This is a genomic window from Pseudomonas sp. B21-040 (assembly GCF_024748695.1).
In the GTDB taxonomy this organism is placed as follows: Bacteria; Pseudomonadota; Gammaproteobacteria; order Pseudomonadales; family Pseudomonadaceae; genus Aquipseudomonas.
In genome coordinates, this window is the sequence record NZ_CP087176.1 from 2,352,856 (window position 1) to 2,367,856 (window position 15,001).

Here is a 15,001-nt window from a genome sequence, read left to right on the forward strand (position 1 = left end):
GCAAAACCCGCGCAAAACTGGCGCAAAACTACCCGGTGATTTCGCTGATATTCAGGTCCGGAATTGCTTCGGACCAGACGATTTCCTCGTGGTCTCGCTGGTAGTTTCTGGTCATGCCCTCGCTCGCATGGCCAGCAGTTTTCTGACCGTCCTTTCCGGCTTTCTTGTACAGGTGCAGCGACAGCGCTCGCACTTCGTGGAAGCCCGGCATCTCTTCTTCCTTCCATCCCGCGTAGCAGTTCGCCGCCTCCCTGGCCTCCTTAAATGCTCGCGTCAAATATCTCTCCTCAACCTTCGTCCAGTGATCCTTGGTCTGCGCCTGTTTCTGTTTCCGGCGCTCGGGCTTCCGGTGCACCAGGTAGGGCGATACGACATCGTCGCGGCATCGGCTGATGACCGCCTGCAACTCCGGCGTTATCAGAAATCGTATCCATGCCGCGTCACTGGCCTTGGCCGTCTTCTTCTGCACCACGTACAAGTAACCATCCCGACTGCCATCAAAACGCATATCGAGGATGTCTGTCCGGCGCTGGGCGGTGATCAATGCCAGGTCGATTGCGTTCTGCAGCCAAGCCGGCGACTTCTCCCGGATGGCTTTCAGTCCTTCAACCGTGTGGCGTTTGCGCTGCTTCTTCTCGATCCGGTTGATGGTGCTGGCCGCCGGGTTGTCCGGGCACAGTCCTTTGGACGCTGCGTGATTGAAGATGTCGATCAGCAGCGCCCGGCACTGGTTCGCCGTGCGCGGGGTGAGCGCGTCCAGCATCTCCGCGACCATGCGAATGGTTATCTGATCGACGGCCTTGCCCTCGAACTGCTTGCGAAAGCGCCGGAAGTGCACGGCGTAAAGACCCAGCGTACCTTTGGCGAGCTCGCGCGGTGGCAAAACGTCGCGTTCGTAGGTGTTGAGGAAGCCGGCAAATGATTCTGATGAGCTGCCCATCACGGCGCCGATCAGGTCAGCGCCGCGCATGAATTCCAGATTCAGTTGCTTCGCTGCATCGATTGCTTTGATGCGATCGGTTCCGAACTGAAACCACTTCCCGTCGGTTGGCCGCCGGTAGCGATAAGTCGAGCGCCGCGAATCGAAATAAGGTTCTGCGGGAGGCTCTTGTTCGCCTTGTTGCGCGGCCGTGGGACCATCATGCAGCTCCTTTCAATACCATCGCCACCAGGTCGTTGCCGTCCGAGCGATTGAATGCTGTCCAGTCAACGTACCAGAGTTTTCCTATCTGCTCGCCGGGCACCATGCCGTTTCGGATGTGGTTACGGATGGCCTGCGGGCATTGCGGGGTGCCGTTCTCGCCCCAGCGCCGGCGCTGGAACTCACTGATCTTGATCAGTTCTCGTTTCATTGGGTGCTCCATGCCGCGCGTGGCGGCAGAAGGTGGTTATTCGGTTCGAAAGACTTCTGCGCGCACAGCCCGCCAGTCTTGTTTGGTGGTTACAGGCTCGCGGCCAAACCATTGCTCTGCCTCTTTTGCCAGATCCTCCCTGGCTTCACTCCAGCCTCCACCAAGGCGAAGGGCGAACACTCGAATCTGGTCGCCGAGCGATTTACACGGACCTATTTTTGTTGCCGAGCAGATGAACATACGAATTCCTCCCCGCCGTTCACCGGCAGGCTGTGAGTTGTAAGGTTTTGGTGGGCAGTGGGATGAATTCGACGGGAGCGATGACGCTGGGCATCAGGGATTAGCTGATATACGAGGAGGGCCCACTCGAATAAGGTTCAGAAGTTCTGCAGTGGTCAATTAATTCCGGACACCTCGATAGGTGGTTTCGACGCCATTGCCCGTTCGTAAACGGTCGGTGGCAGATATCCCAGTTTTGAGTGCAGCCGCTCGTTGTTGTAATACCCAACGATGTATTCAGTGATGTCACGTATCGCTTCGGCGTGGTTGGCGTAATCGCGCCGCCATACCCGCTCCATTTTCAAACTCAGGAAGAAGCGCTCCATCACTGAGTTGTCCCAACAGTTACCTTTACGGCTCATGCTTTGCTGCATGTTATTTCTTGTCAGCAGCGCCCTGTAGCTCGCGCTGGCGTACTGGCTACCGCGATCCGAGTGAGCGATCAGACCAAGTGGCGGTTGACGCTGAGCAACTGCCAGTTGCATGGCACTACACACCAGCTCGGCAGGCATGTTCGGGGCCATGGACCAACCCACGATCTTGCGTGAGAACAAGTCCAGTACCACGGCCAGGTACAGCCAGCCGCTACGGGTCCGGATATAGGTAATGTCCGCCACCCAAGCCTTGTTCACCGCCGCGGGTTCGAATTGACGATTCAACACATTTTCAGCGATCGGCAGGTCGTGGTTGCTATCGGTCGTGTGCACAAACTTGCGCTTCCAGGCCGAACGCAGACCGTTGGCGCGCATCAAGCGACGAATTTTATAAACGCCTATTTCCATACCCTTAGCGCGCAACGCTTTACGCAACGGGCGACTGCCATAGCTGCCGCCACTCGCAGCAAACGACGCCTTGAGTTGCACAGTCACGGGACAAATCGAGGCTGGCGCTCCAGCACGCTTGTTGGCCTCGTAGAAACCGGATCGGCTGATACCCAGCAGCCGACAGACATACGCCACCGAATAAGCCTTCTGTTGCAGCTGACGAACCAGGCGATACGTTACTTCAGCTCGCGGGCAAAGAAGGCGGTGGCTTTTTTTAATACATCGTTATCCATCTTGAGCTGGCGGTTTTCCTGCTCCAGCTGCCGGATGCGCTGTTGCTCAGCCGTCAACGGTTTGCCGATTCCGGCCTCTCCCAGCTGTTCAGCCTCGTACTGCTGTACCCAGCGCCGGACGGCGGTCTCACCAATATTCAGGTCGCGACAGACCTGCGGAACGGCCAGTCCTTGGTCCTTGATCATCTTTACGACTTGCAGCTTGAAGCTGTCGTCGAATGCCCTGCGTTTGCCAGTCATGAAAAACTCCTCGATAGATGCATTCTCCACCTATCGAGGTGTCCGGGGAAATTAGACCACTACAGTTCGCCCTGCCAGCTGTTTCAGAGAAATGCTGAGTGGCCGCAGCTGGTCAGGGTGGGCATCAATTCAGATAGGAGGGAGCGGACAAGCGACAAAGGTCAGCTAACGTTCAATTGTCCGCCTCACCAGTTGCTGCCCAATCAGCTCGTCCCTGAAGCGATTGGTGGGGTGGACTCTATTCACTATGGTCCTTTGTAGCAGTACACGTAGGCGAACCAGGCGAGGGCGATCATGGGGTCACCTTCTGGCCGAGCATCACGTCGGCGACAATTTCCCACAGTTTGGCCGGTGGCCACTGGAAGCGGTCGAACTGATCGTCCGGCTCAATGCCAACGACACAGCTTGAATGTGCGCCGTGTGGATACTCAGCGCCCTTGCGCATGATCGTGGCTACTCGTCCATCTCCGGCTGGTTCAGTGCGGTGGAACTCATAAGCCTTCGACTGATACTCAAGGCCTGCTGGCACGGTGAAGTCGTCAATCTCAATCATCTGCACTCGACCATCTCGCACCCATGGACGACCACCGCACGCGGTCCTGGCTCCCTCGTGCAGGTACAGAATGTGAGTTCCCAACTTGGACGGCTCTGCGCTGAAGGCGATGTTCCGTTGAATACCGATGATCACCCTCGACGTGAAGTCGAAGCGATGGTCGTGGATTGAGGAGTGCTTGAAGCAGGCGCGACGCGGTAACTCAGGGTGCCAAACATGCAGTCGCTGATTTCCTTCGAGCTGTACCTGCACAAAGCCTAGGCCGTGCAGGGTGATTTTGTCGGTCATCACATCGTCGATGATCATGAGTACACCGCCCCAATGGAGAAGTAGAGAGCGCCCCAGAAGCAGGCGCTTACGGTCATTACTTTTAGGAGCATCAGTAATCCCCCCAGCCCAGGCCCTGAATGTATTCGCTCGGAATTGTCACGGCCCCGTCTGGGATCGTGCTTTCAACTTCGAGATTGCCGAAATACCCGATGGCCGCCTGGGCTCGCTCCATCGATAGTTGCGCATGCCGCAGTTGCCAAGACTTGCGCGCCTTGTACGAGCGCAGCGCTAGCGCCTTGTCGGTGTAGGCGAAGCGACGGCCCCAAGTGCCGCCTTCCTTCAGGACGCGCTTGCGGCGCTTCTTGATCGCCTCGGCGGTGTGGGGATATTGGAAGCCGTTGACCATTTTCACGGTGTGCTCATCGCCGATGTAGTAACAAGCCGGTGTCTCACCGATCACCTTGTAGGTGATGCAATGGACTTCAAGGCCTTCGGGGCCAATGGTGTCGATGTAGCGGTAGTGCTCTGGCCAAGCCGTTTTCATTTCTTCAGGCATGACTTCGTCCTTGCCGCTATAGCGGCTGACTTTGAAGGGGGGAGTAGTTTTGCGGGATGAGTACAAATGTACTCCTTTTAGTCATTCGCCTTGGGTGGCGAGCATGTTCAGGCGCATGCCCGATGTGCCGGGGATTTCGTGGGATGACTCGACTCGCGGCTTGGCCGCATCGCAGTTCTCGCAAACCCCACTGTTGGCGGCCATGAACCCGGCGCCGTAACTGTTCGCAGCATGGCCGTCACCGCAGGCGCACCAGACTGTTTCGGGTTCGGCTTTTGACTGGGTCAGTTCATCAATCCGCTGATCCGCTGCGTTCAGGTGAAGCTGCAGGGCTTTTTCGCGGGCCAGGGATTCGGCGAGCAGAACGCGTTCCGGCTTGTAAGGAGCTGGACATTCACCGCTGGGCGGCTCCGCGTAGGTGCCGCGAGTTTTGCAGCCGCGACAGATCACCAAGCCGCCATCATCTCCCTCGACGGCCTCATTGGAATGCTTACTCATCCTGCAATCTCCGGTATCAGCCTCGCCCGCCGGGCCGAGGTAAGTAATTGTTGGTTCGCTCACTTTGAACCGCGTCAATTGTCCGTACCCGTGTAGGTGCGCCAAGGGACCTTGACGCCGTTGACCAGAAAGCCCCAATCACCACGCCACTTGCTGGTGATGAACAGGGTGATCACGCCGCCGGGTGATACTTCGTCGATCCGGTGGTACTCGCCGTGCATCAGGGGGGCGGTGTCGCCGGGGCGCCGGTCGATGTGCTCGGTGGCCTGAAATGCCGCGCCGAAAGACTGGCGAAGCGCGGCGGCTTTCATCAGGAGCTGATGAAGTGCGGGATCATCCGCGCGAAGCAGGCGCTGCTCTCGGTACCAGCCGCGCAGGATGATCGTCCGCGCATTCCACGGATGGTCATGCAGATCCCGGTCTTCGTCCGGCCGCATGATGTGGTGAATGCGAAACGACCACGGGCACCACCAGAGCGCCGGCTTGTGCGTCTCGCGGCTGTACGGGTTGAACAGCCACCAGCGGCCCATGTACAGCTCGGCGCCGTCGGCGGACATGATGTGCAGGTATGGGGTGCGCTGGGCGCGGGCGATGAGCCAGGCGGCAACGGCCGGGCGGGCAAGCAGCTTGGCGACCAGGTGCCAGAAGAAATTGATCATGCTGCCACCTGCTGCTGTTCTTGACGTAGCGCCTGCTGCACAGCCTCGACAACCCGGCGCAGGTACGTGAACTTGTGGTTTTCTTCGACCGCCTTTCCATCGAGCGGGTAATGCCATTCCTCTCCGAACAATTCAGTCAGTAGCGCGCTTTGATGCCAGCAGTCGTTTGGGCTCTCGATGCTGCGCAGAACATCGATGTCATGCCAAAGCTCCCGGGCTTCATCCTTGCTCAGGTCGCCCAATTCCCAGTCATGGCGCCCGGTCTGTTGTCGACGGCGCTGGACGATGCACTTCTTAGCCAGGGCGTGCAGCGCGTCGCCGCTGAAGACGGTGGAACTGATCCCGCGATCCAAGCAATTCAGGATGTAGTCCCAGCCGCAGTTGGTGACGAACTCTGCGACGGTGCGCGGCCCCATTCCGCCCCAGTAAGCGTTCCAGCTCTTGTCCCAGTAGTTGATCGTGATCTTGCCCTGGGCTGTCTGGTAGTTCGGGTTGGATTCGGTAGGACAGTTACGACGACCGAAGTCCTCGAGGAACACTGTGATCGGATCAAGTCGCGGGGCGCCGGTGATCACCAGCTTCGTGACGGTCGACCGCTCAATCTGCAGCGGCACGGCCGGATTGTTTTCTGTGGGCATGGGGATACCTCACCTTCCGGCCAACGACGCGATCTGCGACGAATCGGAGGTGAAGCAACTCACCTCAGAAAAGAAGAAAGCAGCCATTTCGAAAGGTAAGCGCGTGATGCGCTGGGACAGCGGCGGCCGCCGAAACGAGGCGCTCGACTGCTTCGTGTACGCGCTCGCTGCGCTACGTATCTGCCAGCAGCGTTTCGGGCTTGATCTCGATCTGCTGGTTGCGGAGTCTGGTGAGTGCTTGCTTCGCCGCCGGCGCCGGTTCAGCTCCGATGGCCTGCCGGTGCCCGTACAGCTTCAACTTCTTGAGCCTGATTTCCTCGATGAGAGCAAGGCCGACATCGTCGGTTTGAACAGGATCATCCAAGGCATTGAGTTCGATGCGCTCGGCCGTCGGGTGGCCTATTGGTTGTTCGACGAGCACCCTGGAGGGAGTCGTGTTTGGGGCTCAATGCAGTCAAAGCGCGTCCCCGCAGAAGACGTCATACACATCTTCCTGCCGAAGCGGCCAGGGCAAGCCCGTGGTTACACCTGGTTTGCCCCCGTCATGCAGCGCATGCGCAGCTTCGACGAGATGGAAGATGCGGTCATGGAGCAGGCGAAGATTGCTTCTTGCTTCGCCGCATTCATCACCAAGGATGAAAACAACGGAACTCCCGGCATCAAAAAGCCTGCGCTGTTGGATCGCGTCGAGCCCGGGATTATTCAGGAGTTGGGATTTGGCGAGAGCGTGAGCTTCGGTACACCACCGACCTTCAACGGATACACAACCTACTCCTGGCAGCAATTGCACGCCATGGCTGTTGGCCTGGGAATTCCTTACGAACTGCTGACAGCTGACCTTAAGGGTGTGAACTTTTCGAGCGGTCGGTTGGGCTGGCTGCACTTTGCACGACGTGTCGATGTTTGGCAGTGGCGAATGCTGATCCCGCAACTTTGCGATCCGGTCTGGCGCTGGTTCATGGAGGGGCAGGTACTGCTGCCAGCCGGTGTTCGCGATGACGTCAAAGCTCAGTGGGTTCCGCCGCGCCGGGACATGGTCGACCCGAAAACCGAAACCGACAACGTCAAGGATCGCGTCCGCAACGGACTGACTACTTGGCCAGATGCGCTCCGCGAACTGGGTGTGACCGATCCAAAACAACACGCGCAAGACATCGCCGATTCCAACGCTTTGATCGACAGCCTGGGCCTTGTCTTCGACTGCGACCCTCGCATGGTTGCGGCTGCCGGCGCGGCCAGTCAGCCGCCAATTACTGAAGAGAAAACCGACGATGGCAACTCAGAACCAGTCGACGACAAACAAGACGCATGAGACGCCGATGCTTAGCCTGCGCGCTGCCGTGCGGGCTGGGTCGGTAGACGTCGAGGCGCGAACTGTTGAACTGACCTGGACTACCGGCGCAAAAGGTCGCCGCTGGTCTTGGGATGTCGGCAGTTACATGGAAGAGCTTGAAGTCAGCGAAGACGCTGTCCGGCTGGATCGCCTCAACAACGGCGCTCCATTCCTAAATGCCCATAACTCCTACGAGTTGGACGACGTGATTGGCGTCGTCGAGAAGGCTTGGATAGAGGGATCTGAAGGTCGCGCTCTGGTCCGATTCAGCAAGCGCGACGACGTTGAGAAAATCTTCAAGGACGTCCAGGACGGGATCCTTCGCAACATCAGCGTCGGCTATGCGGTTCACCGATATGAGGTGACTGAAAACTCCGACGACAAGCTACCGACCTACCGAGCTGTCGATTGGGAGCCCATGGAGTTGTCCCTAGTGCCGATCGGCTTTGACGACGGTGGAAAGTTCCGAGGCGCCAAGACTGCCGAAGATTACAAAGGGCAGCGATTCAACACCATTTTCGAAGTTCGGGAGGCAACTACGCCATCCGGAAAAACGGCCGCCGTGCCTACGACCCAAGAGGAAGATGCAATGACCGAAGAAGAGAAGCGCGCGGCGGAAGAAGCGAAACGCGCTGGCGAAGAAACCATTCGCCGTGAATCCGCTGAAGCTGAGCGCAAGCGCAGCCTGAGCATCCGTACCATGGCTCGGAAGGTGAATCTCAACGACGATGCCTTCATCGACGATCTTGTCGAGCGAGGCGTATCGGTTGCGGATGCCAGCACTGCACTGATCGACAAGCTCGCCGAAACCCAAACCCAAAATCAGGGTCAGTCCCGCAACAGTCAACAGACTATGGTCACCGGCGGTCTGGACGTCACTGTCCTGAACGCCAAGCGCTCGGCTATGCAGAATGCGCTGCTGCACCGTTGCGATACCAAAGTGGTGCTTGAAGAAGCTGGTCGTGAGTTCCGTGGAATGCGCCTGGTTGATATGGCTCGTGAGTTCGTCGAGATGGCCGGAGGTAACTCCCGTGGGATGACTCCGCAGGAACTGGCTCGCGCGGCTTTGGGCTGTGACCGTCAAGCCGTCCGGGCTGCGGGGATGCATACCACCAGCGATTTTCCGTTGCTGCTGGGTAGCACCGTCAACCGAACCTTGCGTGATGCTTACACCACCGCCCCGCAAACCTGGCGCCCACTGGGTCGTCAAACCACGGTTCCGGACTTCCGCGCGGTGACCCGTGCAGCACTTGGCGATATTTCCGCCTTGGATCAAGTCAAGGAGCACGGCGAGTACAAGTACCGTACGCTGGCTGAAGACGGCTCTCCAATCAAGGTCGCCAAATACGGCAACATCATCGCTATCACCTGGGAAACCATCGTGAACGACGATCTCGGGGCTTTGACGCGTATCCCGGCTGCGTTTGGCGTCGCGGCTGCGTCGACCGAATCGAACGTAGTCTGGGCTCTGTTACTGGGTAACCCGAACTACATCGACAGCAACCCGATCTTCGATGCCTCTCACGGCAACGTTGCTGGTGGCGGTGGTGCGATCAATACCACCACTCTGGCCGCCGCTCGCTCTGCCATGCGCAAGCAGAAGACCAAGGCTGGCGAGTTTCTGAACTTGGCGCCTGAATACCTCGTTGTCGGTCCTGACAAAGAACTGGAAGCCTTTCAGTTCACCAGTTCGGTCTATGTGCCAGCGAAGAATGCCGACATCAACGATGTCCGCAACGCTTCGCTGACCGTGATTGTCGATGCTCGCATCACCGGTAACCAGTGGTACCTGTACGCCGCACCGGGCGCGGTCGACACGTTCGAATACGCCTACCTCGAAGGCGAGCAGGGCGTGTTCACCGAAACTCGCGAAGGTTTCGAAGTCGACGGTATGGAGACCTGCGCGGCTACTGGGGGGACATCGCAAACGCCACGCCATCGGACCAAACCGGTTCGCTGTTGTGGCTGCTCGCCCGCGAAAAGCAACTTCCGCAAGTCCTTGGCCGGGCCCAGCAATATTGCCGGGAAGCCTTGGCCTGGATGGTAGAGGACCTGGTCGCCACGCGCGTCGAGGTCACCGCCGAGTTTGTAGCCAGGGGCTGGATGTTGATCCTCGTCGATATCTACCGGCCGACCGGCTCGCCGGTTCGCTATCAATACAACTACGAATGGGCGGCTCAAGCCGCGAAGAGGGCTGCCTGATGCCATTTGCTCGACCAACACTGACCGAGTTAATCGAACGAGTGATCACCGACATCAGCAGCCGTGTCACCGGTGTTGATAGTGCGGTGCTTCGCCGATCGCTGCTCGGGATTGTCGGCCAGTCAGAGGCTGGCGCGGTCCACATGCTGTACGGCTACCTGGACTGGATTGCCAAACAATCGATTATCGACACTGCCGAAAAGGAATACCTCGAGCGCTGGGCGGCAATTTGGAAAGTCACTCGAAAAACCGCTGGATTTGCCAGCGGTCAGGTGGCGCTCGCCGGCACTGCTGGAGCCGTGGTGGTCAACGGAACGATATTGCAGAGACAGGACGGTGTTCAGTACAAAACCCAAGGCGACGCCGTATTCAGTTCCGGTCCGCTCATCATTCCGGCTCTGGCGGTTGAGGCGGGGGAGGCTGGCAACTTTGATGCGGGCCTGCCCATTTTCCTGCTTTCGCCGATCGCTGGCGTTCAGTCCACAGGCACCACGGCGACCAAGCTTGAAAACGGGGTCGACGTCGAAACTGACGAACGTCTTCTCGCGCGCTTGCTTGCCCGAATCCAACAGCCTCCCCATGGCGGCGCTTCGTTTGATTATGAGCAATGGGCTCTCGAAGTTGCGGGCGTCACCAGGGTTTGGGTGTACCCGATCCAGATGGGGCCTGGCACCGTCACAGTCCTTTTCGTCTGCGATGAAGAGGTCAGCATCATCCCAAGTCCTGCGAAGGTCGCCGAGGTGCAGGCCTATATCGATGCCAGAGCTCCGGTGACAGCTGAAGTCTTCGTAGCGGCCCCCGTCGCCGATCCGTTGAACATGAATATCAAGCTGACACCGAACACCACGGTCGTTCAGAGCGCGGTTCGCGCGGAGCTTGCAGATCTTATTGATCGGGATTCCGCGCCGGGTGGAACGATCTTCATCAGCCGGCTGCGTGAAGCCGTGTCCTTGGCTGCTGGGGAGAGCAATAACCAAATCGTCTCGCCAACAGCGGACGTCGCGCACGCTGCCGGGCACATGGCCACGCTCGGGACACCCACCTTTTCCAGCCTGTAGGAGGCGCAATGCCAACAGCCGCTGAATACAGGGAGCAGCTCAAAGCGCTGCTGCCGCCTGGCCAGGCATTTCCACGAGACCCCGGCACCACGCTCCATGACTTACTCGACGGAATGTCAATTGAGCTCTCGCGGCTGGATGGCCGCGCCGGCGTGATGCCCCGGGAGGCAAACCCAGGCACTACGGCAGAACTACTGCCCGATTGGGAGAGGGTCGCCGGGCTTCCCGACAAGTGCTCCGGATTGCTAGAGCAAACCCTTCAGGGGCGCCGCAGCGCATTGCTGGCGAAGCTCACCAGCACCGGTGGGCAATCCGCCGCCTATTTTATCGAGGTAGCTGCAGCACTGGGATACACGGTAACGATCGAGACGTTCAAACCATTCAGGGTTGGACGCTCGACCGTAGGCGACTCACTGCCCAATGGGCCTTGGGCTTTCACCTGGTTAGTCAGGGCTCCAGAAGTATCTGTTACTAGCTTTCGCGTCGGCCAGTCGGCGGTTGGTGAGCGGCTTCGCATATGGGGTAACGACACCCTCGAATGTAAATTAAATCAGTTGAAGCCCGCGCACACGATCGCGATCTTCGCTTACGGAGAATGACGAATGCACAGAATTGACGGTCCGGGAGCAACGGTAGACAACAAGTTTACAGACGGAGATCCGGTCGCCGGCATCCAGGCCACGATGGTCACAGACGACTGGGCGAACGATGTTCAGGAAAACATCATGGCGGTCCTGCTGGCCGCCGGCGTCTCACCGACCAAGGGGCGTGCTGCTGACTTGCTTGACTCCATCCGCGGAATTTCTACCATGATGGCGGGCGAAGCTCGCAATATAAAGATGTCCGTGGCCGCCGCCAGTGCCTCCGGTACTTTGACAGCGGACCAAGTAGTTGTAGCGGAATCTTTAAGCGGTAAAACCTATCGGTTGAATGGGTTTAACAAGACCATCAACCTTGCGACCACCGGCGTCGGCGCCATGGACACTGGAGCGGCCCCTGTTAGTGGATTCGTTGCGCTATATGCCATCTATAACCCGAGCCTCCCACTTTCCACAACAAACCCGGCGCTGCTGGGTGTTAATGCTACAGCTGTTATTGCCTCAGAGGTTTATAGCGGCGCCAACATGCCGGCGGGCTACGCAGCATCTGCGTTGCTCACGGTATTGCCGACCAACGCGTCGGGGCAGTTCTCGGTAAGTCTGGTTGAGGGCCGAAAGGTGTCAATCTTGGCGGCATTGACGTTCACGCAGGGCACAAATAACGCGACCTATACTTCTCAATCAATCGCCTCATTCGTCCCAAAGAACGCCAGGAAAATAGGCGGCTATGTAGTGCACAGCGGAGGTTCGTCTGGCTCTCTCCTGGCGTCTTTCTTGTCTGGAGCGGCAACTGGGGTGGGAGAGAAAGCGTTTTCAGCCACCAACTCAGTAGCATCTGGCGGTTACAACATGGCTTTTGAGGACCTAACAGTTCTAACTGCGCAGACTTTGTTCTTTAAAAATAGCTCATCTATAGCAGGGCAATCGTTTACTCCATTCATTTCGTCGTACTACATTTAAGGAGTGGGGCATGTCCATGTACGTCAACTTTTCAGAGCCAGAGCATATAACTATTACCGCCTATTTCACCTCAATTCAAGACCCTGATTATTGGCCAAATCAGGGGGTGGTTGAATCAGACGACCCACGGTGGTCAGTGTTTTACAATCAGCAGCCAGAGTTTATTCAAGGATTCCTGCCGACTCCAACGTAATGGTCGCTACAGTTGCTTTGTGCGGAGAAGTGATTTATTTCTTGATTTGATGGTCGAGCGCAGGAAACTCTGCGCCGGCTTTTCAATCAATAAATGCAATCCGATTGAAGTGGCTACTACTATGGACAGCAACACAAGTTGCATGGCCATCCCTTCGAACATGTTTGCGCTAACCCTCAAAGCGAACAATGGCTTCATTGCCAAATGAATCATATAAAAAGCAAACGAAGCCTCGCCCAATAGCACAACTGACGGCAGAGATAAAAATCTGCTCAAGGCGCTGGCTGGCGTAGCAGCGACGCCAAAAATTATTAGAGTGAAAGGGATTATGTAGGCTGCGTCCCAGCTGAATGAGGATAGATAAACTCTGTCGCTGCTCATGATGACAATCAGGACGAGGATTGATGCGGGGGTGAGCAGCGACCAGACCTTCAGGCTGGCAAGTGCTCCCTTCCAAAAGCGCACGTAATAAATCGCAGCGCATATCCCTAAAGTGAAATCGAACAGTCGCGTCAATGGCGTGCGGTACAGCCAGCGATGCGCCGAGTCAGGATCGATGTTTGTCAGCGCGCCCTTTCCGGACAGCCAAAAGTAGGACGCGGCCACGAATGCAGCTACGACCAGCAGGACGATCAAAGCCACTAAGCGCTTGCAAGAGGTCGTAACGCCAAGCAGTGTCAAAACCGGAATAATCAGGGGGAACATCAGGTACAAAAATGCTTCAACACTGATGCTCCAAGCGACCGAGTTAAAACCCATGGCGAAAAAGGCATCGTCGTACCATGCCTGGATTGCAAGTACATGCGGAATGACGCTGTAACTGTTCGTAGATGTTAGCCAGAAATAAAGTAATACGAAGGCATATAACGGATAGACACGTGAAAATCTAGCGAAGTAGAACGAACCAACTGAAGATGTTGGTTCTCTCTCAAATTTTGCAAAGTAGTTATAGGCAAGAATAAATCCAGACAGGATAAAAAAGAAAGTAACGCCCGCATATCCGGAGTTCTGGGCTGTAAGCAGGAATCCGCTCGATCCAGGCACGACGTAGTGTGAAAAGAAAACCATCAGTGCTGCAAAAAAACGAATCCCGGTCAGGGCGGGTATAGCGCCTGTCCTGTCCACTGAATTTGGCATCGTGCCTTCCTCTAAATTTGCGCGCAATTCTACATCAATCGCTTTGTCGTCACATTCTTGCCTGCCTTTGGCAATCATTTTTTTCAGGAGATCGCCATGCCAATCACCGCGCAACAGCTGCTGCAGATCCTCCCGAACGCCGGCCAACAAGCCGGCGTTTTTGCGTCTGCACTAAACTTGGCCATGGATCGGTACCAGATCAACACACGGCTTCGCATGGCGGCGTTCGTCGCTCAGATCGGCCACGAGTCTGGTCAGTTGATCTACGTCCGCGAGCTTTGGGGGCCGACACCTGCGCAGTCTCGGTATGAAGGTCGCAAGGACTTGGGCAATACCGTGGCTGGCGATGGCTTAAGGTATCGAGGCCGAGGCTTGATCCAGGTAACAGGCCGTGCGAACTACAAAACGTGCAGTGAAGCACTTGGCCTGGACCTGATCAATCATCCGGAGCTGTTGGAGCAGCCGCAGCATGCGGCGATGTCGGCGGCATGGTTCTGGTCCACCCATGGACTGAACGCTTTGGCTGATTCCGGCGACAACCGAAACATCGGCAGCATCATTAATACCGGCGGAAAGGGGCGAACACCAAACGGTGCAGCCGAGCGCCAGGCCTTCTACAACGTTGCGCTGAAGGTGCTGACATGAACAAGTTGCTGGTCTTTATGGCTGTCGCGCTGGTGGTGTACCAGGCGTATGCCAAGGCAACTACCGCTCCCTCATCTCCTTGAGCAGTCGCTGGTTTTCTCTAAACAGGTGAGCCCTTTGGTCGGACACCAGCAGGAGGCTGCGAACCTGACCTGATAGCTCTGTGTTTTCCGCCTCGAGACGGGCCTCGGTGGCGGCGCATTTTTTCAACTCCGCAACCAATTGGGCTTTGCTGGCGGACAACTCATCATTCATCTGCACCAAGCCACGGACGTTCTCAAGGGCTCTGGCCAACTGGAGCGTGAGTTCTTCAAACTCGTTTTCATACATTTGGAGCTGGTGCCTGCAAGTCTCGAGCGGTGTCGGGCAGTCGAGCCAGTCGCTGGTGTCATCGATTTCTTACGGATCCACGGTTAGGCCTTATCGATACTGTTTGTATATACAGTAATCGAGGCGCAGCGATTGAGCGAGTGGAGGGTGACGAGTAGTAAAATTTTGGAGGAGGTTAGCTCGGCAGGACGCCGGAGAAGGGTTGAAAACGCTGTCTAAAACTACCTCGGCCTTGCTCGGTTTCATTGGTCCGAAAGGCGCTTACATCGGGTTATGGTTTTAGACAGCCGTCAATGCATACCGTTGAAATACAAGGCCTGTAGGCCACTTCCGTTAGTACTGCTGCATCAGTGGCGTGTTGGTGGTTTGTCGTTCGGCAGGACGCCGTAGGTGGGGTTTTCCGTGGGAAATTCTTCCCCAAAACGCAACCGTTTGGACCAAT

16 protein-coding genes and 3 pseudogenes are annotated in these 15,001 nt (G+C 57.1%); 8 read left to right on the forward strand and 11 right to left on the reverse strand.

Translation table 11 applies throughout. The features are described from left to right. Window positions 1-28 precede the first annotated feature (28 nt). The 9 genes and pseudogenes from LOY55_RS10785 to LOY55_RS10825 all read right to left on the reverse strand — a co-directional run bounded on the left by LOY55_RS10785 (window position 29) and on the right by LOY55_RS10825 (window position 6,102). Window positions 29-1,140, reverse strand: a pseudogene (locus LOY55_RS10785) (phage integrase Arm DNA-binding domain-containing protein). Then, window positions 1,140-1,352 carry a hypothetical protein gene (locus tag LOY55_RS10790; RefSeq protein ID WP_258667971.1) on the reverse strand — a complete coding sequence of 71 codons (213 nt, stop codon included), beginning with the start codon at window positions 1,350-1,352 and terminating at the stop codon, window positions 1,140-1,142. The pseudogene LOY55_RS10785 and the gene LOY55_RS10790 overlap by 1 nt, the downstream one beginning before the upstream one ends. Before the next feature lie 36 nt (window positions 1,353-1,388). Beyond that, complete coding sequence (locus LOY55_RS10795; RefSeq protein ID WP_258667972.1) at window positions 1,389-1,592, reverse strand: hypothetical protein; 204 nt, start codon at window positions 1,590-1,592, stop codon at window positions 1,389-1,391. Window positions 1,593-1,747: 155 nt separating this feature from the next. Next, window positions 1,748-2,928, reverse strand: a protein-coding gene (locus tag LOY55_RS10800; protein WP_408980969.1) for an IS3 family transposase whose coding sequence is annotated in 2 segments (ribosomal slippage) — window positions 1,748-2,661 and window positions 2,661-2,928 — 1,182 coding nt in all. Because the reading frame shifts where the segments join, the coding sequence is not laid out codon by codon here. Window positions 2,929-3,220: 292 nt separating this feature from the next. Beyond that, entirely contained in the window at window positions 3,221-3,787 is a 567-nt protein-coding gene (locus LOY55_RS10805) for a hypothetical protein (RefSeq protein WP_258667973.1), read from the reverse strand. A gap of 73 nt (window positions 3,788-3,860) precedes the next feature. Continuing rightward, complete coding sequence (locus LOY55_RS10810; RefSeq protein WP_258668308.1) at window positions 3,861-4,307, reverse strand: hypothetical protein; 447 nt, start codon at window positions 4,305-4,307, stop codon at window positions 3,861-3,863. 81 nt (window positions 4,308-4,388) lie between these two features. Beyond that, window positions 4,389-4,805 carry a hypothetical protein gene (locus LOY55_RS10815; protein WP_258667974.1) on the reverse strand — a complete coding sequence of 139 codons (417 nt, stop codon included), beginning with the start codon at window positions 4,803-4,805 and terminating at the stop codon, window positions 4,389-4,391. Between the two features lie 74 nt (window positions 4,806-4,879). Then, entirely contained in the window at window positions 4,880-5,464 is a 585-nt protein-coding gene (locus LOY55_RS10820) for a hypothetical protein (protein ID WP_258667975.1), read from the reverse strand. After that, complete coding sequence (locus LOY55_RS10825; RefSeq protein WP_258667976.1) at window positions 5,461-6,102, reverse strand: hypothetical protein; 642 nt, start codon at window positions 6,100-6,102, stop codon at window positions 5,461-5,463. Before LOY55_RS10825 ends, LOY55_RS10820 begins: the two co-directional genes overlap by 4 nt. A gap of 7 nt (window positions 6,103-6,109) precedes the next feature. Between LOY55_RS10825 and LOY55_RS10830 the strand changes: the two are divergent. From LOY55_RS10830 to LOY55_RS10860, 7 genes and pseudogenes are all read left to right on the forward strand, one after another. Continuing rightward, window positions 6,110-7,414: pseudogene (locus LOY55_RS10830) on the forward strand (phage portal protein); the annotation flags it as partial. A gap of 7 nt (window positions 7,415-7,421) precedes the next feature. After that, entirely contained in the window at window positions 7,422-9,482 is a 2,061-nt protein-coding gene (locus tag LOY55_RS10835; RefSeq protein ID WP_258667977.1) for a prohead protease/major capsid protein fusion protein, read from the forward strand. Then, a pseudogene (locus LOY55_RS10840) lies at window positions 9,383-9,637 on the forward strand (phage GP46 family protein); the annotation flags it as partial. The gene LOY55_RS10835 and the pseudogene LOY55_RS10840, both read left to right, overlap by 100 nt. Next, the gene (locus LOY55_RS10845; protein ID WP_223524917.1) at window positions 9,637-10,695 is read left to right on the forward strand and encodes a baseplate J/gp47 family protein; all 1,059 of its coding nucleotides are present in this window, start codon (window positions 9,637-9,639) and stop codon (window positions 10,693-10,695) included. The pseudogene LOY55_RS10840 and the gene LOY55_RS10845, both read left to right, overlap by 1 nt. Window positions 10,696-10,703: 8 nt before the next feature. Continuing rightward, complete coding sequence (locus LOY55_RS10850) at window positions 10,704-11,294, forward strand: YmfQ family protein (RefSeq protein ID WP_223524919.1); 591 nt, start codon at window positions 10,704-10,706, stop codon at window positions 11,292-11,294. Between the two features lie 3 nt (window positions 11,295-11,297). After that, window positions 11,298-12,254, forward strand: a complete 957-nt coding sequence (locus tag LOY55_RS10855) for a hypothetical protein (RefSeq protein WP_258667978.1) — start codon at window positions 11,298-11,300, stop codon at window positions 12,252-12,254. A gap of 10 nt (window positions 12,255-12,264) precedes the next feature. Next, the gene (locus LOY55_RS10860; RefSeq protein ID WP_258667979.1) at window positions 12,265-12,447 is read left to right on the forward strand and encodes a hypothetical protein; all 183 of its coding nucleotides are present in this window, start codon (window positions 12,265-12,267) and stop codon (window positions 12,445-12,447) included. Window positions 12,448-12,453: 6 nt separating this feature from the next. On the opposite strand, the gene LOY55_RS10865 is transcribed toward LOY55_RS10860, so the two are convergent. Further along, a complete protein-coding gene (locus LOY55_RS10865; protein ID WP_258667980.1) occupies window positions 12,454-13,698 on the reverse strand; it encodes an acyltransferase in 1,245 nt (414 codons plus the stop codon). Between LOY55_RS10865 and LOY55_RS10870 the strand changes: the two genes are divergently transcribed. After that, window positions 13,681-14,229, forward strand: a complete 549-nt coding sequence (locus LOY55_RS10870; RefSeq protein ID WP_258667981.1) for a glycoside hydrolase family 19 protein — start codon at window positions 13,681-13,683, stop codon at window positions 14,227-14,229. The genes LOY55_RS10865 and LOY55_RS10870 overlap by 18 nt on opposite strands. Window positions 14,230-14,289: 60 nt before the next feature. Here the strand turns inward: LOY55_RS10870 and LOY55_RS10875 are convergent, their stop codons facing one another. Beyond that, on the reverse strand, window positions 14,290-14,559 hold the full coding sequence (locus tag LOY55_RS10875; RefSeq protein ID WP_258667982.1) for a hypothetical protein: 270 nt from the start codon (window positions 14,557-14,559) through the stop codon (window positions 14,290-14,292). Window positions 14,560-15,001 lie beyond the last annotated feature (442 nt).